The following is a 26,169-nucleotide window of genomic DNA, read 5'->3' as shown; positions in this document are numbered from 1 at the left end:
GGCTTACAGCTTCTCCAGCTGGGCGCGCGCCTGGGCGGCACCGCTGCCCTGCGGCTGCAGGGCCAGGTAGGTGGTGTAGGCCTGCTTGGCCTTGGCCGTGTCGCCCACATGCAGGTAGGCATCGCCCAGGTTGAGGTGGGCCACCGCGCGCGAGGGGTCGATCTTCAAGGTGTTCTCCAGCCAACGCGCCGCCTCGGCGTAGCGCTGCTGGCGGTAATAGACGAAGCCCAGATTGTTGGCGGCCTGGGCGAAGTCCGGGCGCAGCTTGAGCGCCTCGGTGAACTGCGCGGCCGCCGCGTCGTAGCGCTTCTCGCGGTAAAGCTGCAGGCCGCGGTCGTTGGCCTGTTGCGCGCGCTGGCGGTCGGAGGTGGGCTGCGCGGCCGGCACGACGAGCGTGCTCTTGCCGCCCTGCAGATCGGCCACGGTCACCGGCGCCTCGCCTTCGGCCTTGCCCCCCTGGGCTGCATCGACCCGGGTATTGAGCGCGATGGCGTCGGCCGACAGCTGGCGGGTATCGGCGGTCAGGTATTCCTGGCTGTCCGGCACCTGGAACACGAACTCGCCGCCCTGCGACCCGGGCAAGCTGCCGAACGCCGGCGTCTGCCGCGACACCGCCGACACCGCCGGGGCCACGTAGGCGGCCAGCTCGGTGCCGGTGATCAGCCCGTCGCCGTTGAGATCGCCCTTGCCGGCCAGCGCCTGCAGCAGCACCCAGGTGAACACCGAATGGCCATTCGGGCCGCTGTCGGCCACCTGCTGGTCGGCGCCACCGGCGGTGAGCATCTGGCGCGCGCTGCGGCGCGCGTTTTCGCGCAGGAACGCCGACGACGATCCACCGCCGCGGGTCAGCCCGAGGCCGCTGTAGCAGGCATCCATCACGAACATCACGTGCTTGGCCTGCAGGCTCTCGGCGATGTTCTGGATGTCGGTCATGGCGATGGCATCACTGGCGAACTCGTTGGGATCCGAATCCACCGGGATGATGTAGCCCAGGTCTCGCCCCGAGGCCAGCCGCCGGGTGGCGCCGTGCCCGGCGAAGAACACGAACACGCGGTCGTTCTTGCCGGTGCGCTCGTCGGCCAGGCGGTCGTGGAAGGCGGCCAGGATGTTGTTGCGGGTGGCCTGCTGGTTCTTCAGCGTCATCACCTGCGATGCCGGGAAGCCGAATTGTCCGGTCAGGGTGTCGGCGATCGCCTGGGCGTCATGGCTGGCGTATTCCAGCTTGGGCCACTTGGCGTAGTCGTCGATGCCGATCACGATCGCCCACGACTTCTCGTAGCCGCTGGTGACGGTGGCATCGGTGGCGGCGCCCTTGCGCGGCCGCGCCACGCTGAAGTCGCGCCCGTTCCAGCCGGCGAACTGGTACCCGTCGGCGATCAACCGGTCCAGGATCTGCGGCAGCGCCTTCACCGCGCGGTCGTGGATATCGTGGAACAGGATGATGCCGCGCTGTTCCTTCTGCACCTGGTCCACCACGCGCTGCACGATCGACTCGGGCACCGGGTCGGCCCAGTCCATCGAATCGATGTTCCACATGATCGACTTCAGCCCGGCTTCGTTGAGCAGCTGCAGGCCTTCGGCGTTGCGGGCGCCATACGGGAAGCGGAACAGCGGCGCGCGTTTGTCGTCCACGTCCTTGAGCAGCGTATCGGTGGACAGCACCTGTTCGCGGAGTGCATCGCCGGTGGTGCGCGAAAGCTGGGCGTGGGTGAGGCTGTGGTTGCCCACCGCGTAGCCCTGCTCCATCAGGTTGCGGCTGATCCCCGCCATCGGGCCCAGCTTCACCGTGCCATCGGCCTGCACCTCGCCGAGGTTGCGGCCCACTTCGAAGAACACCCCGGGCACGTCGTAGCGCTTGAGGATGGCCACCACTTCATCGGTATAGGCCTTGTGCGGGCCGTCGTCGAAGGTGAGCACCACGGTCTTGGGCGGCAGGTCGCGGCCGAAGATCTCGCGCTCGCTGTCCTGCATCGACATCGGGTACGGCTCGATCACGCCGTAGTCGCGCAGGATCGCCTCGCGGCTGTACTGCGCATGCAGGTGGGCCAGGTAGTCGTCCCACTTCTCGCGCTTGAGCGCGATCGCGCGGGTGCGGTCGAAGCGGCTGAAGATGCGGGTGATTTCCTGGTTGTAGTTGCGCTCGATCTCGTCCAGCGCCTCCAGGTCCTCGCCGATGCGCTGGTGCAGCTTCACCGCAGGCAGCGACGAATCCTTGCCGACCCGCTCCTGCAGGTCGCGCAGCACCTCGCGGAAGGCCAGGCGGTCGGCATCGAACAGCTCCGGTGCCGATTCGATGTAGTCCAGCACCGTGCCCAGGCTGGCGAAGCGCTGCGGACGGGTGTCGCGCAGCAGCGTGTCGAACTGCGCGGCGATCGCGCGGCGCTGTTCCAGGCCATCGTGGAACAGCTGCTGGCCGATGCGGCTGGAGGTGGCGCGGTCGGCCGGCGACTGCCGGGCCTCGTCGGCCAGCAGCACGATGATGCGGCGGTGGCCGTCGAGCTGTTTCTGCAGCGCGGCCAGCAGTGGCGCGGCGGCCGGGTCTGCCGCGGCGGCGGCCTGCGCGCTGGGCTGGGTCATCGCGCCGCTGTCGGCCGCCTCCTTGTCGCCACAGCCGGCCAACGCCAGGGTGAGCAGCAGCAGGGGCACGGGCAGGCGGAGCAGCGACGACGCAGGGGGCATGGGGTGGCTCGGGGCAACGGGGCAACGGTGGCGGCGATTGTATCGCCGCCAAAGAAAAACCCGCCGGATGGCGGGTTTTTCAGGGCAGCCGACCAACGGTCGGCGCTACGTCCTGGTGCAGCCGACCAACGGTCGGCTCTACGTCTTCTTGCAGCCGACCAACGGTCGGCGCTACGTCCTGGTGCAGCCGACCAACGGTCGGCTCTACGTCTTGGTGCAGCCGACCAACGGTCGGCTCTACTTCTTTTTGATGGGGGCGGTGGTGGCCGGCACCGGGTCGCTGCCGTGGCGCTTGGTCATCCACCACTGCTGCAGCAGGCCCAGGCCACCGTTGACCACCCAGTACAGCACCAGGCCGGACGGCATGAAGGCCATCATGACGCCGAACACCAGCGGCATCATCTGCATCATCTTGGCCTGCATCGGGTCCATGCCCGGGGCCGGGGTCAGCTTCTGCGTGGCCCACATCACCGCCACGTTGATCACCGGCAGGATGAAGTACGGGTCACGCGCGGTCAGGTCCTGGATCCAGCCCAGCCACGGCGCCTGGCGCAGTTCCACCGACTCCACCAGCACCCAGTACAGCGCGAAGAAGATCGGCATCTGGATGAGGATCGGCAGGCAGCCGCCCATCGGATTGATCTTTTCCTTCTTGTACAGCTCCATCATCGCGGTCTGGAACTTCTGGCGGTCATCGCCGTAGCGTTCCTTCAACTGCGCGATGCGCGGCTGGAAGCGACGCATCTTGGCGCCGCTCTTGTACTGCACCGCCGACAGCGGATACAGCACCAGCTTCAGCAGCACCACCAGGCCGACGATCGCCCAGCCCCAGTTGTTGACCACCTTGTGGACCTGGTTCAACACCCAGAACAGGCCCTGGCCGATCACCGCCATCAGCGAGAAGCGGCTGTAGTCGACCACGCGGTCCAAGCCCTTCACGTCTTCCTTGGCAATCAGGTTGACCAGCTTCGGGCCGACCCACAGGCGGGCCTCGGTGCTGGCCTGCTGGCCCGGCGCGACGGTGAAGGCCGGGCCGGTGGCCTGGATCTGGTCGCGACCGTCATGCTGGGACAGCGCGTAGTTCGCGGCCTGGTCGGCCTGCGGGATCCACGCTGTGAAGAAGTGGTGCTGCAGCATCGCCAGCCAGCCGCCGGTGATGGTGCGGTTGAGGTTGCCGTCGTCCAGGTAATCCTTGAACGCACGACGCTCGTAGCCGTCCTGCGGGCTGAACCAGGTCGCGCCGTTGAAGCTGAACGAGTCCGGGTTGGTCATGCTGCGCGACAGGATGGTCGGGGTGCGGTCGAGGGTGCGGAACACGTAGCCGTTCCACGGCGCGGTGCTGCCGTTGATGACCTCATCCTTCACCTTGATCGCGTACTCGTTGCGGCCCAGCGTATAGGTGCGACGGATGCTGATGCCGTTCGGGCCATTCCACACGAACGGGATCTGCAGTTCCTTCTGGCCCTTGGCGAGCACGAAGTCGCGGCTGTCGCCCACCAGCGTGAAGCCATTGGCTTCCGGCACCGGCATGCTCTTGTCCTGGCTGGTCCAGCCGCTCACCGCGCGATACGGGTGGGTGGCCTCTTCAGTGAGCAGGCGCACGGGCGGGCTGCCGTCGTCCTTGGTCTGCGGGAACTGCAGCAGCTCGGCATCCAGCACCGTGCCGCCATCCAGCACCAGGCGCAGCACGTCGGTGGTGACGGTCACACGTGCGGCACCGGCCTGGGCCTGGGCGGCCGGCTGGGTCGCCGGCGTGCTGCCCGGGGCCTGCGGCACGGTCGCGCCCGGGATCGCGCCCGCCGCGCCCGGCACGGTTGCCTGGGTCTGCGCGGCAACCGGCGGCGGGGTCGGTGCGGCCTTGTCGCGGCCCCACTCCATCCACAGCAACACGGCCACCATCAGCCAGGCAAAAATCAGGAAAACGCGGGTCTGGTTCATCAGCGGGCAGGCTCGACGGGGCCGGCAGGTGATGCCGGCTCGGACTGGGAAAGGGATGCAACGCCCAGGGGCGGCGGCATTGTGCCGTCCGCGCCCGGCATGGGCAATGCGCCAAGGCGGCGCAGCAGGCGTTCGAAGGCCTGGCGGATCTCGACATTGCTGGCGGTACGGGCTGCGCTACGGGCCACGACGACAAAATCGCCGGCACTCATCCACGGCCGTAGGTGGCGTGTGGCATCGCGCAGCACACGCTTCACTCGGTTGCGACCCACGGCTCGGGGATCGACTTTGCGCGACACCGCAAGACCCAACCTGGCTGGCGTATCGCTCTTCAGCCAGTGCAGGGTCATCAGCGGATCGGACACACGGCGGGCGCCGTTGAAGACCGTTGTATATTCGGCACGCGTACGAACCCGCGCAGAGCGAGGAAATCGCTTGCGCGGGTCGGAACTGCTCACAGTCAGGATTGCGTCTGCCGCAGGAAGCGGCATTGCAATCAAGCGCTCAGGACTTTACGGCCCTTGGCGCGGCGACGCGACAGGATCTTGCGGCCGTCAGCGGTCTTCATACGGGCACGGAAGCCATGGTCGCGCTTACGCTTGAGGTTGCTGGGTTGGAAAGTGCGCTTGGTGGCCATGCGGGCCTCTATATGAAGGGGACGGAAAGAACCGGAAATTCTATAGACCCTCCCGAGGTGCCGTCAAGTGCTTGGCACTACGGGAATTCATCGGGCTGTGCAATAGCTGTGGATCATTTTGTGAATAACTTCGGGACAACCATTCCCGGCCCCTCTCGTCGGTGGTAGTCTGCGCCATCCATTCTTCCCCCTTCCGGCCTGCGGTGCGGCGGTTTTTGACGCCTGCGCACTGGCCCCAGACGATTATTGCCGATGGATGCCTGGTCCCGTTGTCTCGAACGCCTTGAAGCGGAGTTCCCGCCCGAGGATGTTCACACCTGGTTGAAGCCGCTGCAGGCCGATCTGCGCGTGGACAGCCTGGTGCTTTATGCGCCGAATGCCTTCATCGTCGACCAGGTGCGCGAGCTGTACCTGCCGCGCATCAAGGAACTGCTGGCGCACTTCGCCGGCTTCGGCGACGTTTTTCTTGAAATCGGCTCGCGTCCGCGGGCCGTGGAGGCGCAGATTGCGCCGAATCCGGGCGTTGCTGCGCCGGTGGTGGCGGCCGAGCCGCTGGTGCCGTTCGCCGGCAACCTCGATTCGCACTACACCTTCGCCAACTTCGTGGAAGGCCGCAGCAACCAGCTGGGCCTGGCCGCGGCGTTCCAGGCGGCGCAGAAACCGGGCGACCGGGCGCACAACCCGTTGCTGCTGTACGGCGGCACCGGCCTGGGCAAGACCCACCTGATGTTCGCGGCCGGCAATGCGATGCGCCAGGCCAACCCGGGCGCCAAGGTGCTGTACCTGCGTTCGGAACAGTTCTTCAGCGCGATGATCCGTGCGTTGCAGGAAAAAACCATGGATCAGTTCAAGCGCCAGTTCCAGCAGGTGGACGCGCTGCTGATCGATGACATCCAGTTCTTCGCCGGCAAGGACCGTACCCAGGAAGAATTCTTCCATACGTTCAATGCCCTGTTCGACGGCAAGCAGCAGATCATCCTGACCTGCGACCGGTACCCGCGCGAAGTCGAAGGCCTGGAAGCACGGCTGAAGTCGCGCCTCGCCTGGGGCCTGTCGGTGGCCATCGAGCCGCCGGACTTCGAGACCCGCGCCGCGATCGTCCTGGCCAAGGCACGCGAGCGTGGCACCGAGATCCCCGACGATGTGGCGTTTCTGATTGCCAAGAAAATGCGCTCCAATGTCCGCGACCTCGAGGGTGCGCTGAATACCCTGGCCGCACGCGCCAACTTCACCGGCCGTGCGATCACCACTGATTTTGCGCAGGAAACCCTGCGCGACCTGCTGCGCGCCCAGCAGCAGGCGATCAGCATTCCCAACATCCAGAAAACCGTGGCCGACTACTACGGGCTGCAGATCAAGGATCTGTTGTCCAAGCGCCGGACCCGGTCGTTGGCCCGTCCGCGCCAGGTCGCCATGGCGCTGACCAAGGAACTGACCGAGCACAGCCTGCCGGAAATCGGCGACGCCTTTGCCGGCCGGGACCACACCACGGTGCTGCACGCCTGCCGGCAGATCCGGACGTTGATGGAAGCGGACGGCAAGTTGCGGGAAGACTGGGACAAGCTGATCCGGAAGTTGAGCGAATGATGCATGTACGCCGCTAAGGCGTCATCGCATAAAACGGTGCAGAATCCGGTAGCAAGCAGGGGACAGGGTGTGGATAAAAACGCTGTTCGATTCGAACGCAGATTTATCCACAGGTTTGCCCTCCCCCTTGGGGCTAGTAATGCAGAGGGTTTCGAGGTCTGAAACCTGTTTGTTTACAAAGACTTAGCTGTGTTTTCCCGCGATTCTGGCGCTACCAGCACCACCAAGCTTTTGATTTATTCCACATTTTTTTAAAGCATAGGGGCACGGAACCACATGCGTTTCACACTGCAGCGCGAAGCCTTTCTCAAGCCGTTGGCACAAGTCGTCAACGTGGTCGAACGCCGCCAGACCCTGCCGGTTCTGGCTAATTTCCTGGTCCAGGTGCAGAACGGGCAGCTGTCGCTGACCGGTACGGACCTGGAAGTGGAAATGGTGTCGCGGATCGCGGTGGAAGATGCCCAGGACGGCGAGACCACCATCCCCGCCCGCAAGTTGTTCGAGATCATCCGCGCCCTGCCCGATGGCAGCCGGATCACCGTCTCGCAGACCGGTGACAAGATCACCGTGCAGGCCGGCCGTAGCCGCTTCACCCTGGCAACCCTGCCGGCCAACGACTTCCCGTCGGTGGACGAAGTGGAAGCCACCGAGCGTGTCGCCATCGGCGAAGCCACCCTGAAGGAACTGATCGAACGCACCGCGTTCGCGATGGCCCAGCAGGACGTGCGCTACTACCTCAACGGCCTGCTGTTCGACCTGCGTGGCGATGCCCTGCGCACCGTCGCAACCGACGGCCACCGCCTGGCGCTGTGCGAGACCGAGCTGGAAAAGGCCAGCGGCGCCAAGCGTCAGATCATCGTGCCGCGCAAGGGCGTGACCGAACTGCAGCGTCTGCTGGAAAGCGGCGATCGTGAGATCGAGCTGGAAGTCGGTCGCAGCCACGTGCGGGTCAAGCGCGACGATGTGACCTTCACCTCCAAGCTGATCGATGGTCGCTTCCCGGATTACGAAGCCGTCATCCCGATCGGTGCCGATCGCGAAGTGAAGGTGGACCGCGAAGCCCTGCGTGCCTCGCTGCAGCGCGCCGCGATCCTGTCCAACGAGAAGTACCGCGGCATCCGCGTGGAAGTCTCGCCGGGCAACCTCAAGATCAGCGCGCACAACCCGGAGCAGGAAGAGGCCCAGGAAGAGATCGAGGCGGACACCACGGTCAGCGACCTGGCCATCGGCTTCAACGTGAACTACCTGCTGGATGCGCTGTCCGCCCTGCGCGATGAGCACGTCGTCATCCAGCTGCGCGATTCGAACTCGTCCGCCCTGGTTCGCGAGGCCAGCAGCGAGAAGTCGCGTCACGTGGTCATGCCGCTGCGTCTGTGACCTGAAGGACTTGGTTCCACGTGGAACCGACGTCTGAAGAAACCCGGCCATGCGCCGGGTTTCTTTTTGCCTGGTGATCTGCGGTGTTCCACGTGGAGCATGTCGGGAAATTCGGTGCGTATCCCGCAGATGGGTTCGTTCGCGAGTTCCGATGCTTCGTCGCCGGCACCCGCATGGATGTGCGTTCCTCCAGCCTAGCCAGTACACCGGCCATCGCCTTCCAGATCGGCGCGGCTGCACGCTATCGAGCCATCGTGTTTCTGGATTTCTTCGCTGCCAGTTGGTTCGTCTGGGACCACGTCTTTGAGTGCCTTCGTTGCCCGCTGGATCACAGCTCTATGCTTTAAAAACTGTATATAAATCTAAAGCTAGGTGGTGGTGGTAGGGCCAGATTTGGTTGAAAAGTACCTTATCTCGTTGAATATAAAGGGTTATTTGGCCTCGAAACCCCCTGTAAAACAGGCCCTGGGGCTGGGGGTGAGCCTGTGGATATCTTTCAGGCGTGTGCGAGGTGCTGTTTTTATCCACAGGTCGTACATGGGTTGTGCATACGTCATACATGCTCTGTGTGGACATTCACTTCCACGCCCGCTCGTGGCGTCAGATCTGAATACGAGTGGCTTGCCAGGGCATGCAGATTTCAAGGAAAGCACGCGGCCATCCGCAACGCGGGTCCGCTCGGTCACTGAGAGTGGCGGGAATTTCTTGAAATCTGCACGGCTCCAGCCCTGCCCGCTGTACAGATTTCAAGGAATTCACGGGTCGAAATGGGGTGACCGGCAGCACCGGAAGGTGGCCGTCCGCAGATCCAGTGCGGTAGCGTCGCTTCCGGCATGGCGGTATCGAGTCCACGTGGAACCAGTGCAATGCAGTAAGCTGATCGATTCCCCCTACCCGACTGCCGCCTCGCGCGGCCTTGATCGACCGCATGCATATCCGTCGCTTGTCCCTGCACCAGGTTCGCCGTTTCGACAGCGTGGAACTGGCGCCCCAGCCGGGCATCAACCTGATCACCGGCGACAACGGGGCTGGCAAGACCAGCGTGCTGGAGGCATTGCACGTCATGGCCTATGGGCGCAGCTTCCGGGGCCGGGTGCGGGATGGCCTGGTACGGCAAGGCCGCGAGGCGCTGGAAGTATTCGTGGAATGGGATGAACAACGCGAAGGCGCGGCGAGTTCCACGCGACGCAAGGCCGGGCTCCGTCATAGCGGCCAGGAGTGGAAGGGCCGGCTGGACGGCGAAGACGTCGCCCAGCTTGGGAATCTCTGCGCGGCCTTGGCCGTGGTGACCTTCGAGCCGGGCAGCCATGCCTTGGTGAGTGGTGGCGGCGAGCCGCGTCGGCGCTTCCTCGATTGGGGCTTGTTCCACGTGGAACCAGATTTCCTGGCCTTGTGGCGCCGCTACTCCCGTGCGCTGAAGCAGCGCAATGCGCTGCTCAAACAGGGGGGCCATCCGCATGCCCTGGATGCCTGGGACCACGAGCTGGCGGAAGCCGGTGAGCCGCTTACCACCCGCCGCCAGCACTACCTGGAGCGGCTGCAGACGCGGACCATCGCGCTGGCCCAGGTATTGGCGCCGAATCTGGACATCCAGTCACTGACCCTCAGTCCCGGCTGGCGCAAGCAGGAGGTGTCCCTGTCCGATGCGCTGCTGCTGGCGCGGGAGCGCGACCGCCTGGCCGGGTATACCTCGGTCGGACCGCACCGGGCGGACTGGAGCGTGGGTTACGCGAGCATCCCGGGCCGGGATGCGCTTTCGCGTGGTCAGGCCAAGCTCACCGCCCTCACCTGCCTGCTGGCACAGGCGGAAGACTATGCCGAGCAACGCGGGGAATGGCCGGTCATCGCACTGGACGACCTCGCCTCGGAGCTGGACCGCAATCACCAGGCACGCGTGCTGGAGCGGTTGAAGGCTGGCCCGGCACAGGTCTTCATCACCGCTACTGAACCACCTGCCGCGTTGCAGGGCGTTGCCGATGTCACTCGGTTCCACGTGGAACATGGGCAGGTCCTGCCTGTGCCATAGTGGGGTCCCAAGGGCCGGCAGCGCCCGGCTGGTATAATTTCTGTTGCAACCCCTTATCCCTCGGCGCCCTGCCTCACGGCGGTGGCCCGACCTGCGGAGCCTATGGCAAGCGCAATGACTGAAGAACAGAACACCCCGGCAAACAACGGCAACTACGACGCCAACAGCATCACCGCCCTGGAAGGCCTGGAGGCGGTGCGCAAGCGTCCTGGTATGTACATCGGTGACGTCCATGACGGCACCGGTCTGCACCACATGGTGTTCGAGGTCGTCGATAACTCCATCGACGAAGCCTTGGCCGGCCATGCCGACCATGTGTCCGTCACCATCCACGCCGATGGTTCGGTGTCTGTGTCCGACAACGGGCGTGGTATTCCCACCGGCAAGCACGAGCAGATGAGCAAGAAGCTCGATCGCGAGGTCTCCGCTGCCGAAGTGGTGATGACCGTTCTGCACGCCGGCGGCAAGTTCGACGACAACAGCTACAAGGTCTCTGGTGGCCTGCATGGCGTAGGCGTCAGCGTGGTCAATGCGCTGTCGCAGAAGCTGCTGCTGGATATCTTCCAGGGCGGCTTCCATTACCAGCAGGAATTCGCCGATGGCGCGGCGGTCAATCCGCTGAAGCAGCTGGAAGCCAGCACCAAGCGCGGCACCACGCTGCGCTTCTGGCCGTCGGTGAAGGCGTTCCACGACAACGTCGAGTTCCACTACGACATCCTGGCCCGTCGCCTGCGCGAGCTGTCCTTCCTCAATTCCGGCGTCAAGATCGTCCTGGCCGATGAGCGCGGTGACGGGCGTCGCGACGACTTCCACTACGAAGGCGGCATCCGCAGCTTCGTGGAGCATCTGGCGCAGCTGAAGACCCCGTTGCACCCCAACGTGATCTCGGTGACCGGCGAGTCCAACGGCATCACCGTGGACGTGGCGCTGCAGTGGACAGATTCCTACCAGGAAACGATGTACTGCTTCACCAACAACATTCCGCAGAAGGACGGTGGTACCCACCTGGCCGGCTTCCGCGGCGCGCTGACCCGTGTGCTCAACAACTACATCGAGCAGAACGGCATCGCCAAGCAGGCCAAGATCAACCTGACCGGCGATGACATGCGCGAAGGCATGATCGCCGTGTTGTCGGTGAAGGTGCCCGATCCCAGCTTCTCCAGCCAGACCAAGGAAAAGCTGGTCAGCTCGGATGTGCGCCCGGCCGTGGAAAGCGCATTCGGCCAGCGTCTGGAAGAGTTCCTGCAGGAGAACCCGAACGAAGCCAAGGCGATCGCCGGCAAGATCGTGGACGCCGCGCGCGCCCGCGAAGCCGCGCGCAAGGCCCGCGACCTGACGCGCCGCAAGGGCGCGCTGGACATCGCCGGCCTGCCCGGCAAGCTGGCCGACTGCCAGGAAAAGGATCCGGCGCTGTCCGAACTGTTCATCGTCGAGGGTGACTCGGCGGGTGGCTCGGCCAAGCAGGGCCGCAACCGCAAGAACCAGGCGGTGCTGCCGCTGCGCGGCAAGATCCTCAACGTGGAACGTGCACGCTTCGACCGCATGCTCGCCTCCGACCAGGTCGGTACGCTGATCACCGCACTGGGCACCGGCATCGGCCGCGACGAGTACAACCCGGACAAGCTGCGCTACCACCGCATCATCATCATGACCGACGCCGACGTCGACGGCGCGCACATCCGGACGCTGCTGTTGACCTTCTTCTACCGGCAGATGCCGGAGCTGATCGAGCGTGGCCACGTCTATATCGGCTTGCCGCCGCTGTACAAGATCAAGCAGGGCAAGCAGGAGCTGTACCTGAAGGATGACCCGGCGCTGGACGCCTACCTGGCCAGCAGCGCGGTCGAAAACGCCTCGCTGATCCCGGCGGAAAGCGAACCGGGCATCGAAGGCGTGGCGTTGGAAAAGCTGCTGCTCGCCTTCGCCTCCGCGCAGGAAGCGATCAGTCGCAACACGCACCGCTACGATCGCCAGGTGCTTGAGGCGTTGATCGATTTCACCCCGATGGACCTGGAGCACCTGCGCAAGGCCGGCGCGGATGAAGGGCTGGCCGCACTGGCCGCGCGCCTCAACCGCAGCAGCCTGGGCTCGCCGCGCTTCACCCTGGAACTGCAGGAACCGACCGACGAACGTCCGGCCGCCCTGCTGGTGACGCGTCGCCACATGGGCGAACAGCTGATCCAGGTCCTGCCGCTGGCCGCGTTCGAAACCGGCGAGCTGCGTGCGCTGCACCAGTCCTCGCTGTTGCTGCACGGCCTGGTCCGGCCCGGTGCGAAGATCAGTCGCGGCGCCAAGTCGGCCGAGATCGAAAGCTTCGCCGAGGCACGCAACTGGCTGCTGGACGAAGCCAAGAAGGGTCGCCAGATCCAGCGCTTCAAGGGCCTGGGTGAAATGAACCCGGAACAGCTGTGGGATACCACGGTCAATCCGGACACCCGCCGCCTGCTGCAGGTGCGCATCGAAGACGCGGTCGCCGCCGACCAGATCTTCAGCACGCTGATGGGTGACGTGGTCGAACCGCGCCGCGACTTCATCGAAGACAACGCGTTGAAGGTCGCCAACCTGGATATCTGACACAATCGGGGCAAGGCCGGCCCGTTGCGACCTGCAACCGGGCCGGCCATCGCCTTTCGATGCCAGGAATCCGATGTCCGTTACGTCCCCGGCGTCCAGCACGCCCCCTGTTTCCCCCACCGCCCCGGGCGGCACGTCCGGCCGGCCGGTTGCCGGGTTCTTCCTCGACCTGGTCATCGCCATCGTGGCGCTGCTCGGCCTGAGCATGCTTGGTGGGCTGGCCTGGGGCCTGTATCGCGGCGCCGTGGTCGGGGCCGAAGCCACCCGCCAGGGCGGCACGCTCGACGCGGGTGCGCTGGCGCAGCAACTGGGTCAACCCGGCCCACTCGCGCAGATCCTGATGGCCCTGTTCGCCACCGGCGGCGCGGCCCTGTTGTTGTATGTCCTGCGCCGTCGCGCCGATGCGGCCGAACGGCGTGCCTCGTGGGCGGCCGCGCGGCGCCCGTCCACCTGGGGCTGGACGCTGCTGGTCGCCACCGGCGTCGTGGTCATCAGCAACCTCATCGCCTACCTCAGCAAACAGGCCGGCATCGAACCGGTCCCGACCAACCTGCTGCTCATGGAGCAGTCGCTGGCGCAGTTCCCGTGGTTCCTGGCGGTGTTCGCGATCCTGCTCGCACCGGCCTATGAAGAATTGCTGTTCCGCCGCGTCCTGTTCGGCCGCCTCTGGCAGGCCGGCCGGATCGGCCTGGGCATGCTGCTGAGCAGCCTGGCGTTCGCGTTGATCCATGAAGTCCCGGGTGCCAGCGGCAATGGCCCGTGGGAGATCGCGCAGCTGTGGCTGGTCTACGGCGGCATGGGCGCGGCCTTCGCCTGGTTGTACCAGCGGACCGGTACCCTGTGGGCCCCGATCGCCGCGCATGCGCTGAACAATGCCATCGCATTGGCGGCGCTGGTGTTCCTGGGCCTTCACTGACCCGTGCGTCCGCTTGACGAAAATTTACGTCGGCGCGATACACACTGGGCACATGAACACGGGGGACCTGCGATGAAACCAGTACTGTTCGGCGTCGCGCTTGCGCTGTTGGTCAGTGCCTGCGCGACCACCACCTCGCCCACCGGGCGGCGGCAGATGGTGGGCGGCGTCTCCCAGGCCGAGCTGGATCAGCTCGGCGCGCAGGCCTTCAACGAGACCAAGCAGAAAGAAAAGATCAGCAGCGATGGTCGCCAGAACGGCTATGTGCAGTGCGTGGTCAATGCGCTGGTCGCCCAGCTGCCGCCACAGTACCGTGGCGTACGGTGGGAAACGGCGGTGTTTGTCGACAACGAACCCAATGCGTTTGCCCTGCCCGGCGGCAAGGTCGGGGTCAACACCGGCATCTTCACCGTGGCCAGGAACCAGGACCAGCTGGCGGCGGTGATCGGCCATGAGATCGGCCACGTCATCTCGCGCCACCATGATGAGCGCATGACCCGCCAGATCAACGCGCAGACCGGGCTGGCCGTGGCGGGCCTGCTGGCCGGCGCGGCCGGCGGCGAAGGCGCGGCCAACACGGTCAACCAGTTCGGCGGCGCCACCGCGCAGGCGGTATTCCTGTTGCCGGGCTCGCGCGTCCAGGAAAACGAGGCCGACGTGGTCGGCCAACGGCTGATGGCCGAGGCCGGGTTCGACCCCGGCCAGGCGGTCAACCTGTGGCAGAACATGATGGCCGCCAGCGGCGGTCGCTCACCGCAATGGTTGTCCACGCACCCCGATCCCGCCAACCGTATCCGTGAACTGCAGCGCGACGCCCCGGCCCTGGCCGGCGTGTACCAGCAGGCGCAGGCGGCCGGTCGGCGACCGAAGTGCGGCTGATTCGACGAAAGGATGCTGTATTGCAGCATCGGAAACGATTTCTCACGCCATCAGTTTCTGATACGTTTGGCGGCTCAGATTTTTCTGACAGTCCGTTTTGATGCCGCTGCGGCGGTTCGATCGAGGTGAAAGATGATTTTCAGCAATCACAAGCAAGCCGTGCTTTCCGTCCTCATCGCGACCGCCATTGGTGGCGCCGTGGTCACCGATGCCTTTGCCCAGTCCTCGCGCTCGTCCGAGCGCGGTGCCCGCAGTGGCAAGCAGGCCAAGGCCGAGGTGCTGTTCCCGAACGCTACCCGTCAGGAGCCGAACGCCAAGGCGTCGGCCAAGCTCGGCAGCAAGCTGCAGAAGCTGATTGACACCTACAACGACCAGAAGTTCCCGGAGACCCGGACGCTGGCCGACGAGATCCTGGCCAACAGCGCCGCCAACGACTACGACAAGTCGCTGGCCGCCCAGCTGGCCTCGCAGGCGGCCTACAACCTGGACGACTCGGCTGCAGCGAAGAAGTACCTGCAGCAGGTGCTCCAGCTCAACAGCCTGGAAAACAACGGGTACTTCCAGTCCATGCTGATGCTGGCCCAGCTGCAGCTGCAGGACAACGAGACCGTGCCCGGCCTGGCCACCCTCGACAAGTACTTCGCCGAGAGCAAGTCGGCCAAGCCGGAAGAGCTGGTCATCAAGGGCCAGGCGCTGTACCAGGCCGAACGCTACGCCGAGGCCATCCCGGTGCTGCAGCAGGCCATCGCCGGCGCCACCGAGCCCAAGGACAACTGGAACCAGCTGCTGATGGCCGCCATGGCCGAAGCCGGCCAGACTGGTGAAGCCGTGAAGCAGGCCGAAGCGCTGGCCGCCAAGAACCCGAACGACAAGAAGGCCCAGATCAACCTGGCCAGCATGTACATGCAGGCTGACCAGATGGACAAGGCCGGCGCGGTGATCGGCAAGCTGTACGCCGCCGGTCAGCTGACCGACGAACGCGAGTACAAGCAGCTGTATTCGATCTATGCCAACACCGAGGGCAAAGAAAAGGACGTTATTGCCGTTATCAATGATGGGTTGCAGAAGGGCATCCTGAAGCCGGACTACCAGGTTTACCTGGCCCTGGCCCAGGCGTACTACTACTCCGACCCCCAGCAGACGGACAAGGCGATCGAAGCGTGGCAGAACGCCGCCCCGCTTTCCAAGGACGGTGAAACCTACCTGAACCTGGCCAAGGTGCTGTACCAGGAAGGGCGTGTCCCGCAGGCCAAGGAAGCGGCGCGCCAGGCGAAAGCCAAGGGCGTGAAGAACCCCAAGGATGCTGACAAAATCATCAACCTGAAGTAAGTAGGAATAACGCCTGAACGCCTGCCACATTGATGCGCAGGCGCTCAGGATTGGTATAAGCTTGGAGGTTCCTGCGGTGTCATGCACCGCTGATCATGGGCTACCTGTCCCCGGGTATCCCGGCCCCACTAATGAGCTCTTGGCGCATGACGGAACAACTAGTCGTTCACAGGTACGAACAACGCGATGACACCGGCTTCAGCTGGCCGCGTATCGTGGGTATCGCTTTTGTAATCGCACTGCATCTCGCCGCCTTCATGATGCTTCTGATCCCGGCCGTGGCTCCCAAGGCCGCTGCGGAGAAGGAACGCAACATCATGGTGACCCTGGTCGACGCTCCGCCGCCGCCCCCACCACCGCCGCCGCCGCCGCCGCCGACTGAAACGCCGCCGCCGCCGGTCAAGAACCTGTCGCCGCCCAAGCCGTCGCCCGTTCCGCCGCCGCCGCAAGCGCCGGTGATCGACGTGCCGGAGCCGCGTCCGAACGACATCGTTACGCCGCCGAGCCCGCCGTCGCCGCCCGCGCCGCCGAGCCAGATCGAGGCAAGCGTCGATATCTCCTCGAAGAACATGAACCCCCCGCGTTACCCGCCGGCCGCATTCCGTGCAGGTATCCAGGGTGAAGTCATCCTGATCATTGATGTCGACGCCAATGGCAACGTCACCAATGTGTCGGTCGAACGGTCCAGCCGTAACCGTGACCTCGACCGCGCCGCGATGGAAGCCGCTCGCAAGTGGAGCTTCCGTTCTGCGGAGTCGGGCGGGAAGAAGGTCGCAGGTCGCGTTCGCGTCCCGGTCAACTTTGCGCTGAACTGATGGTTGCAGGTGGCCCGCCGGCCACCGCCTCCATCGGTTATTTGTAGCTACACCATTCATCACCACACACAACAAAGGTAAGCGTCATGCTGCAGGAACTCTTCATCGCCGCTGCTGCCGGGGGCAACTCCAACGCCCTGTCGCAGATGGGCTTCGAGCACTTGATCCACGAAATGACCACCCAGCCGGGTGACTTCGCCGTCTCCTGGGTCGTGCTGCTGACCCTGATCATCATGTCGGCCATGTCCTGGTACTGGACCGTCATCAACATCTTCCGTGCTACCCGCCTGAAGAGCGCTGCCGACAAGGTCGTGAGCCTGTTCTGGGATACCCCGAACGCCCAGGACGCCATCCGCGCGATGGAAGAACAGCCGGCTTCGGAACCCTTCTCGAAGATCGCCCTGGACGCTGCCCAGGCAGCTGCCCACCACCAGCGTGCCGAAGGTGGCGCCACCGGTGGCCTGGGTGAGAACCTGAGCCGTTCGGAATTCGTCGATCGCGCCCTGCGTCAGGCCGTGACCCGCGAAAGCAACAACCTGCAGTCGGGCATGACCCTGCTGGCCACCGTCGGTGCAACCGCTCCGTTCGTCGGTCTGCTCGGTACCGTGTGGGGCATCTACGGCGCGCTGATCAAGATCGGTGCCACCGGTTCCGCCTCGATCGACGCCGTTGCCGGCCCGGTGGGTGAAGCGCTGATCATGACCGCCATCGGTCTGTTCGTCGCTATCCCGGCCGTGTTCGCCTTCAACTTCTTCAGCAAGATCAACAGCGCCACGATCAGCAAGTTCGATACGTTCGCTCACGACCTGCACGACTTCTTCGCCACCGGTTCGCGCGTTCGCTAATTGCGACGCGCTTCACCTGGCGAGAACGTAGTCAACACGATCTAGACGGAGCCCGTTATGGCTTTCAGTAGTGGTAACAGCGGCGGCCCCATGGCCGACATCAACGTTACGCCCCTCGTGGACGTGATGCTGGTGCTGCTGATCATCTTCATCATCACGGCGCCCCTGATGTCCCACAAGGTCAAGGTGGATCTGCCGGAGGCCAACCTGGTGCAGAACCCGGAAGACGCTGAAAAGCGTTCGGGCCCGATCACCCTGGCAGTCAAGGAAGACGGCTCGATCTACTGGAACGACGAGGAAATCAACAAGCAGACTCTCGAGTCGCGCTTGGCGACCGCCGCCCAGCAGACCCCGCAGCCGCCGCTCAACCTGCGTGGTGACCGCACCACCAAGATGCGCGTCATCAATGAGATGACGAAGATCGCGCAGGAACAGGGCATGCTCGACGTTGGCTTCGTTGCCACCAAAGAGAAGGGGCAGTAAGCCATGGCGTTCAGTACTGGTGGTAACAAGGGCCCTATGGCCGACATCAACGTCACGCCCCTCGTGGACGTGATGCTGGTGCTGCTGATCATCTTCATCGTCACCGCGCCGATCATGACCTATCCGATCGCCGTGGACCTGCCGCAGCGCGTGCTCAACCCACCGCCGCAGCTGGTCGAGCCGCCGCCGCCGATCGAACTCAAGATCGACGCAAGCAACCAGGTCTCGTGGAACAACAGCCCGGTCGCTACCGGTGAGTTGCAGCAGCGGATGGAACAGGAGGTCCAGAAGGACCCGACGAACCAGCCGGAACTGCGCATCGACGCCAGCCCGGACTCGGAGTACGACGTGATGGCCAAGGTGTTGGCTGCCGCGAAGAATGCTCAGATGAAAAAGATCGGCTTCGTACAGCAGTAAATCGCACGACGCAGTCATGACGCGACTGGAAAGCGCCCCTGGAAACGGGGGCGCTTTTTTTTTTGTGGGCCCATGCGCTTCGCGCCCGCGCCGGATGCCCGCGGCCCGCTATCATCCGCCCATGCTCGCCACCTACCCTGCCCTTGCGGCCTGGCTCGACGCCGTCCCGCATCTCCGTCCCCTGCTCGTGGCGGCCTACATCCTCTACCTGCTGTGGCTGACCGGCTGGATCATGCTGCAGAAGCGCGAACCGGTCGCCACGCTGAGCTGGATCCTGTCGCTGGCCGCCCTGCCCTACCTCGGGCTCTTCATCTACTACCTGCTGGGCCCGCAGAAGGTGAAGCGCCAGCGCCTGCGCCGCGGCCGCGCGCGGTCCGGCATGGAGCACTACAGCAGCGTCTGCCCGCCGGATGCCGATTGCACGGAGTTGGCCAAGATCGCCCAGGCCACGACCGGGCTGGCGCCCACCTCGGCCACCGAGGTGGAGTGGCTGGTCGATGGCGCCGCTACCTACCGGGCCCTGCTCGCTGCCGTGGCCACCGCGCAGGACCACCTGCACGTGGAGTACTACATCTTCAACCCCGACCACGCCGGCACCGCCCTGCGCGATGCGCTGGTCGAGCGCGCCCGCGCCGGCGTGCGCGTGCGCCTGTTGCTGGATGCGGTGGGCTCGTCGGCGATCCGCAAACGCTTCCTGCAGCCGCTGCTCGAGGCAGGCGGTGAAGTGGCCTGGTTCCACCCGCGCCAGCTGCTCAAGCCGTTCAAGCGCCCGTGGATGAACATGCGCACCCACCGCAAGCTGGTGGTCATCGATGGCCGCGTCGCGTTCACCGGCGGCATCAACATCACCGACGAGGAAGACGAGAGCCGCCGCGCCGATGCCTATCGCGACCTGCACATGCGCCTGGCCGGACACGTGGTGCGCAGCCTGCAGCTGGTCTTCATCGAGGACTGGATCTATGCGACCGGCGAGCCGCCGGAGCGCTTCGCCATCGCGCAGCTGTGGCCGCACGACATGCCCAGCCGCAAGGACGGCCGCATCGACGCACAGGTGCTGGTGTCCGGCCCGGACTCGGCCTGGGAAACCATCCACCGCCTGCAGGTGGCCGCCATCCACGAAGCCCGCGAACGGGTCTGGCTGGTGACGCCCTACTTCGTCCCTGGCGAGGCGGCGCGCATGGCACTGACCTCGGCCGCGCTCGGCGGCCTGGACGTGCGCCTGCTGGTACCGAAGATGAGCGACTCGTGGTTCGTCACCCAGGCCGCCCGTTCGTACTTCGACGAGCTGCTGCTGGCCGGGGTGCAGATCTACGAGTACGGCCCGCGCATGCTGCATACCAAGGCGTTCATCGCCGACCGCGACGTGTGCATCGTCGGCAGTGCGAATTTCGACCACCGCAGTTTCCGGCTCAACTTCGAGCTGTCGATGATGCTGGTGGACGCCGACCGCGTGGCCGCGCTGGAGGCGATCCTCGCCGCCGAGTTCGATGCCGCCGTCCAGGTCCGCAATGACCGCAAACGGTCGCTGTGGCTGCACCGGGTCCCGGAGGCGTTCGCGCGGCTGGCCTCGCCGCTGTTGTGACCGGCCACGTGGAACCCCGCGTGCCGGCGGCGCTACACTTGCCGGCACCACGGGGAGAACGATGATGCATTGGCTGTTCCTGCTGCTGGCGCTGGGCTGCTTCGGCCTGGCGCTCAAAACGCCCCAATGGGGGCTGATGCTGCTGGCGTTGCTGGGCGCGCTGGTGTTCCTGCTGATCTGGGTGCGCGGCATGTACGTGGCCCGCTTCGGCACCCTGCAACGCGACATCTCCAGCGTCATCGACCCCGCCGAACTGCGCCGGCTGCGCGAGCAGGCCCAGGCCCGCCGCCAGACCGGCGCCGACGATACCGATACCCCGTAGTGCCATGACCCAGCTCAGCGTCAACGTCAACAAGATCGCCGTGCTGCGCAACTCGCGCGGCGGCACCGACCCGGATGTGCTGCAGGCTGCGACGGCCTGCCTGGACGCGGGCGCGCATGGCATCACCGTGCATCCGCGTCCGGACCGCCGCCATATCCATGCCGAGGACGTGCTGGCACTGTCGGCGCTGACGGCGCAGCGCGGGGTGGAGTTCAACATCGAGGGCAACCCGTTCGCGCCCCCACGCGAGGACTACCCCGGCCTGCTGCCGCTGTGCGCGCAGACCCGCCCTGCCCAGGCCACCCTGGTGCCCGATGACGATGGCCAGCTCACCTCCGACCACGGGTTCGACTTCAGCCGTGACGGCGAGCGCCTGCGCCCGCTGATCGCCGCGCTCAAGTCGCATGGCTGCCGGGTGAGCCTGTTCGTCGACGCCGGCAACCCCGACATCGCCCAGGCCGCGGCGATCGGCGCCGACCGCGTCGAGCTGTACACCGGCCCGTATGCTGAAGCGCATGCGGGTGGCGATGCCAGCGCGATGCTGGCCCTGTTCGCCGATGCCGCCCGGCGCGCCCAGGCCGCCGGGCTCGGGGTGAACGCCGGCCATGATCTGTCGCAGGACAACCTGCGCGACTTCCTGCAGGCCGTGCCGGACGTGCTGGAAGTCTCGATCGGCCATGCGCTGATCAGCGAGGCGCTGTATGCCGGGCTGGACGCGACGGTGAAGGGATACCTGGCGCTGCTGTAGGGCCGCCACCGACCGTTGACTGGCGCCATGACCCACGATGTCCTGTCCGCCTGGCCTGTGGACAAGTTTGGGGACGAAATCGCGCCTGTACCGCCAGAGGCCCGCCGCAGCAGGACTTTCGGGATATAGTGGGGCTGTTGTTAGTAATACTGCTAACCAAAGATTAACCTCTGCAGCCCCCTGCCATGAACACCCGCCTCCGCGCGCTCCAAACCGGCTATTCCCGAAGCACCGACCGTACGTCTCAGTCCCTGAGATGCCGCGGCGATAGGCTTTGACCATGGGTATCGCGATCAAAGGCCGAGGTTCCACCACGCATCTGGCGGGCCGTTTCGAGGCTACCGTCAGCGAAGTCGTGCATGACGGCTGGGACGCCGACGAGGGCGAGGAATTCGCCGCGCCACGGCTGCGCACCGAAGTGCGCGCCGAAACCGCGCGCAGCATCATCAGCCGCAACAAGTCGCCGGACGTGGGCTTCAGCCAATCGGTCAATCCGTACCGTGGCTGCGAGCATGGGTGCTCCTACTGCTTCGCCCGCCCCTCGCATGCCTACCTCAACCTGTCGCCCGGCCTGGACTTCGAGACCAAGCTGTTTGCCAAGACCAATGCGCCGCAGCTGCTGCGCAAGGAGTTCTCGCGGCCGGGCTACGTGCCGCAACCGATCGCGCTGGGCATCAACACCGATGCCTACCAGCCGATCGAGCGCAAGCTCAAACTGACCCGGCAGTTGATCGAGGTGATGCTGGAAACGCGGCATCCGTTCTCGCTGATCACCAAGAACGCGCTGGTCGAGCGTGACATCGACCTGCTCGCGCCCCTGGCCGAGCAGAACCTGGTCAGCGTGCACTTCTCGGTGACTTCGCTGGACCCGCACCTGTCGGCCAAGCTGGAGCCGCGCGCCTCGGCACCGCACGCACGCCTGCGCGCGATGCGTCGCCTGCATGAGGCTGGCATCCCGGTCGGGGTGATGGTGGCGCCGGTGATCCCGTGGATCAACGATGCCGAACTCGAAGCGGTGCTCAAAGCCGCGCGGGATGCCGGTGCCTCCACCGCCGGCTACGTGCTGCTGCGCCTGCCGCTGGAAGTTGCGCCGCTGTTCCGGGATTGGCTGGACACCCACCATCCGGACCGCGCCACGCACGTGATGAGCACGATCAACCAGCTGCGTGGTGGCAAGGACTACAACAGCGAATTCGGCAGCCGCATGCGCGGCGAAGGCGTCTACGCCGACCTGCTGTCGAGCCGGTTCAAGCTGGCGCGCAAACGGCTCGGATTCGATGCGCAGCACAGTCACTGGCCGAAGCTGGACTGCGCGCGGTTTGTAAAGCCGTTGCCGCCGCGGGCAGACTCACCGCAGGGCTCATTGTTCTAGTCAGTGCCCCGGTGGACTTTGGGACGCGCCCGCCCTAACAATCGGGCCAAGGCGCCGCGCCGCGGTGGTCTGACGTCCACATCGGATATGCAGGGGAACCACATGTCATCGGCAACCACCTCGGCCGCGTCGAACGCGGCCAACATCGCGATCAACGCCGCCGTCGCCGCAGCAGTGCAGCAGCAGCGCGATGCCTTGATCGCGCACTTCACCAGCCATCATGCGTTGTCACCGCAGAGCGCGATCGCGGCGGATAGCATCGACGCGGGACTGCATGCGCCGCTGACGTATTACCGCGACAACGGCGTCATCCGCGATGCGGGCGATGATCGTTTTTATCTGGATCTGGACCTGCTGGCGACGTTGAAGGCCAAGGCGAAGCGCACTGGTCGCAATGTGCTGATCACAGTGATGGTGTCGGCGGTGGTAGTGGTTGTCGGTGCCGTACTGCTGGTGTTGGCGCGCTGAGGGACGACCACGCGGTATCTCCGCCCCGGTCTTGCCAAGCACTGAAGCGCTATGCCGATGCCAGACGGTCCTGGCGACGGAGTTCAACACCCGTTCCATTGAGAAGAAGACGCGGCGCCCACGCCTTTCATCGCCCGCCGGCTCATGCGCTCAGGCCATTGAGTGGTGAAGGCCTCGTATCCGCATGGGCTAAAGCTTGCAGGTTGACGGCTCGCAGAGCTTGGCAGAAACGGTCGAGTTGCGCGTCTCTCGCTCGCAATAGACCAGTGTCGAAATCTCGATGCGCGCGCAGTGTCCGCCTGCCTGGGCCGACCCCTGAACGCTGGTAATTGTCGTGCCGGCACAGACCTCCGTACGTATGTCGGGCACTGCACGACTCCAGCGTCGAGAAAGCAGAACTCGTCTAACCTGCCTCATGGGATCTCGAGTCGGCACGACGCTTAGTTCCCGCCGAACAGCTTCTGTGCGTTCTGGAACAGCACCCAGCTGGTGGCGATGAACTTGTCGCCGCCGTGCGGTCGATTGCCTCGATGGGTGTGGGTGAACGCGGTCGGTGCGATCAGCAGGCTGCCGGTGCGCGGGGCGATCTTGCGATCCTGGAACAGGAACTCGGTTTCGCCCTGTTCGAAATCATCGTTGAGGTAGAGCGTCCATAGCAGGTGGCGATGCAGGGTCTCGCCGGCCGGATCGCGCGGGTACAGCTCGCAATGCCAATAGGGATAGCCCCCCTCGCCTGCGGCATACCATTGCAGATTGATGGCACCGGGGCGCAGGCACGTGCGCGCCAGATCGGACAGCGTGGCATCGTCCATGCCGGGGAAATCCTCGGCGGCCAATCGACGCGGCTTACCGTCGCTGTCCTGGATCTGCAACATCAACGGCGAGATCAGTGCCTGTGGATAACGTCGTAGATAACTCAATACGCCGCGGAAAACCGCCTGTTGCAGTTGGATGTCGACATCGCGCCACGCGGCATCGCCACTGATGCGCAGATCCTTGCTGTGCTTGAGTTCCGGGAACACACCACTGCCTACTTCCCCCGGTCGCAACTGTGCACTGGATCGCATCCGTGCCTGGATGGCTGCGCACATCTCGACGGGGATGGCGTTGTGGATTACTTCGATGAAGTCGTGTTGCGTGTCGGCCGTCATGGTGTCATCCCTGGGCATCTGGGCCGATGGTGACCGCTGTGCTCGCCGATGTCACGCCGTTGCCATGTACGGGGCGCGGAGGCATCGACGGGGCCGATATCGCATCGGCCCCGTCGATGGCGATCAGCCCTGCGCGCTGTCGTGCTCGCGGTGATAGCGGGTGGCTTCGGCCACTTCATGCCGCGAACCGAGGAACACCGGCACGCGCTGGTGCAACTGGTCGGGCTGGATATCCAGGATGCGCTCGCGCCCGGTGGTGGCGGCGCCGCCGGCCTGCTCCACCAGCAGGCCCATCGGGTTGGCTTCGTACATCAGGCGCAGCTTGCCGGCCTTGGACGGATCCTTCTTGTCCCACGGGTAGATGAAGATGCCGCCGCGGGTCAGGATGCGATGCACGTCGGCGACCATGCTGGCGATCCAGCGCATGTTGAAGTTCTTGCCACGCGCGCCTTCCTTGCCGGCCAGCAGGTCGTGCACGTAGCCCTGCATCGGGGCTTCCCAATGGCGCTGATTGGACATGTTGATGGCGAATTCCTGGGTGTCCGCCGGGATCTGCATGTCCGGGGTGGTCAGCACGAACTCGCCCTTCTCGCGGTCCAGGGTGAAGGCGTGCGTGCCGTGGCCGACGGTGAGCACCATCTGCGTGCTCGGGCCGTAGATGCAGTAGCCGGCCGCGACCTGCGCGGTGCCTGGCTGCAGGAAGCTGGCATCGTTGGGCTGCTCGGTACCCGGCGGGCAGCGCAGCACGGAGAAGATGGTGCCGACCGAGACGTTGACGTCGATGTTGGAGCTGCCGTCGAGGGGATCGAACAGGAGCAGGAAGTCGCCGCGCGGGTAGGTGTCCGGGACGGGCTGGCAGTGGTCCATTTCTTCCGACGCGCAGGCGGCGAGGTGGCCGCCCCAGGCATTGGCCTCGAGCAGGATCTCGTTGCTGATCACGTCGAGCTTCTTCTGCGCTTCGCCCTGTACGTTGCCGGTACCGGCCTCGCCAAGCACGCCGCCCAGGGCGCCCTTGCTGACCGCGATGGAGATGCTGGTGCAGGCGCGGGCGACGACGGCGATCAGCTGGCGCAGGTCGGCGTTGATGCGGCCGGCATGCTGCTCTTCGATCAGGTACCGGGTAAGCGACGTACGGGACATGGACTGTGGCTGCCAAAGACGTTTGGGGGCCATATTGTCGCCGGTCGTCCACGGCATTACGAGGCAGGCGGGGATACGGCACCACGCCAGGTAGAGCCGAGCCATGCTCGGCTGCCTTTCGCGCGGAGCAGGAGCAGCCGAGCATGGCTCGGCTCTACCAGGGATGCGCGCCGCCGCGACCGGACCCGATCCGCCGCATCGCGCCGCGACCCGACCCGCCGCGAACAAGAGAACGGCCGCACGCGGCGGTCGGTCTTCGTTGTTGGCGCCGGCCATCCACGGCATTACGAGGTAGGCGGGGATTCGGCAAAAAGCCAGGTAGAGCCGAGCCATGCTCGGCTGCCTTTCGCGCGGAGCAAGAGCAGCCGAGCATGGCTCGGCTCTACCAGGGATGGGCGCTGCCGCGACCGGGCCCGATCCGCCGCATCGCGCCGCGCCGCGACCCGCCGCGAACAAGAGAACAGCCCCACGAGGCGGCCGCTCTTCATTGTGGGCGCCGGTCATCCACGGCATATAGGAGGTAGGCGGGGATTCGGCACAACGCCAGGTAGAGCCAAGCCATGCTCGGCTGCCTTTCGCGCGGAGCAGGAGCAGCCGAGCATGGCTCGGCTCTACCTGGGATGCGCGCCGCCGCGACCGGACACGATCCGCCGCATCGCGCCGCGACCCGACCCGCCGCGAACAAGAGAACGGCCGCACGCGGCGGTCGGTCTTCATTACTGGCGCCGGCCATCCACGGCATACAGGAGGCAGGCGGGGATACGGCAAAGAGCCAGGTAGAGCCGAGCCATGCTCGGCTGCCTTTCGCGCGGAGCAGGAGCAGCCGAGCATGGCTCGGCTCTACCGGGGATGGGCGCTGCCGCGACCGGACATGATCCGCCGCG

General features: G+C 65.4%; 23 protein-coding genes. 17 read left to right on the top strand and 6 right to left on the bottom strand.

All coding sequences use genetic code 11. The annotated features are described in order from the left end of the window. Positions 1–3: 3 nt before the first annotated feature. The 4 genes from AC06FD_RS18990 to rpmH form a co-directional block, all read right to left on the bottom strand. Entirely contained in the window at positions 4–2,679 is a 2,676-nt protein-coding gene (locus AC06FD_RS18990) for a polysaccharide deacetylase family protein (protein WP_478078640.1), read from the bottom strand. Between the two features lie 237 nt (positions 2,680–2,916). Next, a complete protein-coding gene (gene yidC, locus AC06FD_RS18985) occupies positions 2,917–4,617 on the bottom strand; it encodes a membrane protein insertase YidC (RefSeq protein ID WP_394164889.1) in 1,701 nt (566 codons plus the stop codon). After that, positions 4,617–5,108, bottom strand: coding sequence for a ribonuclease P protein component (gene rnpA, locus AC06FD_RS18980; RefSeq protein WP_259208055.1), 492 nt, complete (start codon positions 5,106–5,108; stop codon positions 4,617–4,619). Before rnpA ends, yidC begins: the two co-directional genes overlap by 1 nt. Before the next feature lie 5 nt (positions 5,109–5,113). Next, a complete protein-coding gene (gene rpmH, locus AC06FD_RS18975) occupies positions 5,114–5,254 on the bottom strand; it encodes a 50S ribosomal protein L34 (RefSeq protein WP_006404565.1) in 141 nt (46 codons plus the stop codon). Between the two features lie 252 nt (positions 5,255–5,506). Between rpmH and dnaA the strand changes: the two genes are divergently transcribed. From dnaA to AC06FD_RS18890, 17 genes are all read left to right on the top strand, one after another. Next, positions 5,507–6,841: a chromosomal replication initiator protein DnaA gene (gene dnaA, locus AC06FD_RS18970; protein ID WP_259208052.1), complete on the top strand. Its 1,335-nt coding sequence runs from the start codon at positions 5,507–5,509 to the stop codon at positions 6,839–6,841. 276 nt (positions 6,842–7,117) lie between these two features. Then, the gene (gene dnaN / locus AC06FD_RS18965) at positions 7,118–8,218 is read left to right on the top strand and encodes a DNA polymerase III subunit beta (protein WP_019184048.1); all 1,101 of its coding nucleotides are present in this window, start codon (positions 7,118–7,120) and stop codon (positions 8,216–8,218) included. 83 nt (positions 8,219–8,301) lie between these two features. After that, positions 8,302–8,565: a hypothetical protein gene (locus AC06FD_RS18960; protein ID WP_478078639.1), complete on the top strand. Its 264-nt coding sequence runs from the start codon at positions 8,302–8,304 to the stop codon at positions 8,563–8,565. A 581-nt stretch (positions 8,566–9,146) separates the two neighbouring features. Next, positions 9,147–10,244, top strand: a complete 1,098-nt coding sequence (gene recF, locus AC06FD_RS18955) for a DNA replication/repair protein RecF (RefSeq protein WP_394164890.1) — start codon at positions 9,147–9,149, stop codon at positions 10,242–10,244. A 114-nt stretch (positions 10,245–10,358) separates the two neighbouring features. Continuing rightward, on the top strand, positions 10,359–12,818 hold the full coding sequence (gene gyrB / locus AC06FD_RS18950) for a DNA topoisomerase (ATP-hydrolyzing) subunit B (RefSeq protein ID WP_259208039.1): 2,460 nt from the start codon (positions 10,359–10,361) through the stop codon (positions 12,816–12,818). A 73-nt stretch (positions 12,819–12,891) separates the two neighbouring features. Beyond that, complete coding sequence (locus AC06FD_RS18945; RefSeq protein WP_478078638.1) at positions 12,892–13,734, top strand: lysostaphin resistance A-like protein; 843 nt, start codon at positions 12,892–12,894, stop codon at positions 13,732–13,734. 72 nt (positions 13,735–13,806) lie between these two features. Continuing rightward, on the top strand, positions 13,807–14,613 hold the full coding sequence (locus AC06FD_RS18940; RefSeq protein WP_259208035.1) for a M48 family metallopeptidase: 807 nt from the start codon (positions 13,807–13,809) through the stop codon (positions 14,611–14,613). Between the two features lie 132 nt (positions 14,614–14,745). After that, positions 14,746–15,942, top strand: coding sequence for a heme biosynthesis protein HemY (locus tag AC06FD_RS18935; protein WP_259208033.1), 1,197 nt, complete (start codon positions 14,746–14,748; stop codon positions 15,940–15,942). Positions 15,943–16,088: 146 nt separating this feature from the next. Beyond that, entirely contained in the window at positions 16,089–16,757 is a 669-nt protein-coding gene (locus AC06FD_RS18930) for an energy transducer TonB (protein ID WP_449335620.1), read from the top strand. A gap of 86 nt (positions 16,758–16,843) precedes the next feature. Then, positions 16,844–17,602, top strand: a complete 759-nt coding sequence (gene exbB, locus AC06FD_RS18925; RefSeq protein ID WP_259208031.1) for a TonB-system energizer ExbB — start codon at positions 16,844–16,846, stop codon at positions 17,600–17,602. 57 nt (positions 17,603–17,659) lie between these two features. After that, positions 17,660–18,085 carry an ExbD/TolR family protein gene (locus AC06FD_RS18920; protein WP_259208030.1) on the top strand — a complete coding sequence of 142 codons (426 nt, stop codon included), beginning with the start codon at positions 17,660–17,662 and terminating at the stop codon, positions 18,083–18,085. 3 nt (positions 18,086–18,088) lie between these two features. Beyond that, positions 18,089–18,502 (top strand): ExbD/TolR family protein, encoded by a 414-nt coding sequence (locus tag AC06FD_RS18915; protein WP_038691524.1) that lies wholly within the window; start codon positions 18,089–18,091, stop codon positions 18,500–18,502. A 121-nt stretch (positions 18,503–18,623) separates the two neighbouring features. After that, a complete protein-coding gene (cls, locus tag AC06FD_RS18910; protein ID WP_478078637.1) occupies positions 18,624–20,084 on the top strand; it encodes a cardiolipin synthase in 1,461 nt (486 codons plus the stop codon). A gap of 64 nt (positions 20,085–20,148) precedes the next feature. Beyond that, positions 20,149–20,406, top strand: a complete 258-nt coding sequence (locus tag AC06FD_RS18905) for a hypothetical protein (protein ID WP_259208023.1) — start codon at positions 20,149–20,151, stop codon at positions 20,404–20,406. Between the two features lie 4 nt (positions 20,407–20,410). Further along, positions 20,411–21,154 (top strand): pyridoxine 5'-phosphate synthase, encoded by a 744-nt coding sequence (locus AC06FD_RS18900; RefSeq protein WP_478078636.1) that lies wholly within the window; start codon positions 20,411–20,413, stop codon positions 21,152–21,154. Between the two features lie 280 nt (positions 21,155–21,434). Next, positions 21,435–22,526 (top strand): PA0069 family radical SAM protein, encoded by a 1,092-nt coding sequence (locus tag AC06FD_RS18895; protein WP_478078635.1) that lies wholly within the window; start codon positions 21,435–21,437, stop codon positions 22,524–22,526. Between the two features lie 102 nt (positions 22,527–22,628). Further along, the gene (locus AC06FD_RS18890) at positions 22,629–22,994 is read left to right on the top strand and encodes a hypothetical protein (protein WP_478078634.1); all 366 of its coding nucleotides are present in this window, start codon (positions 22,629–22,631) and stop codon (positions 22,992–22,994) included. Between the two features lie 440 nt (positions 22,995–23,434). Here the strand turns inward: AC06FD_RS18890 and AC06FD_RS18885 are convergent, their stop codons facing one another. Then, positions 23,435–24,145 carry a 2OG-Fe(II) oxygenase gene (locus AC06FD_RS18885; protein ID WP_394164894.1) on the bottom strand — a complete coding sequence of 237 codons (711 nt, stop codon included), beginning with the start codon at positions 24,143–24,145 and terminating at the stop codon, positions 23,435–23,437. Positions 24,146–24,268: 123 nt separating this feature from the next. Beyond that, positions 24,269–25,285: a class 1 fructose-bisphosphatase gene (locus AC06FD_RS18880; protein WP_478078633.1), complete on the bottom strand. Its 1,017-nt coding sequence runs from the start codon at positions 25,283–25,285 to the stop codon at positions 24,269–24,271. Positions 25,286–26,169 lie beyond the last annotated feature (884 nt).

Source organism: Stenotrophomonas sp. Steno-Z1, assembly GCF_056393175.1.
Note: the sequence above shows the minus strand (reverse complement) of the source record. Positions and strands in the feature narration are given on the sequence as shown.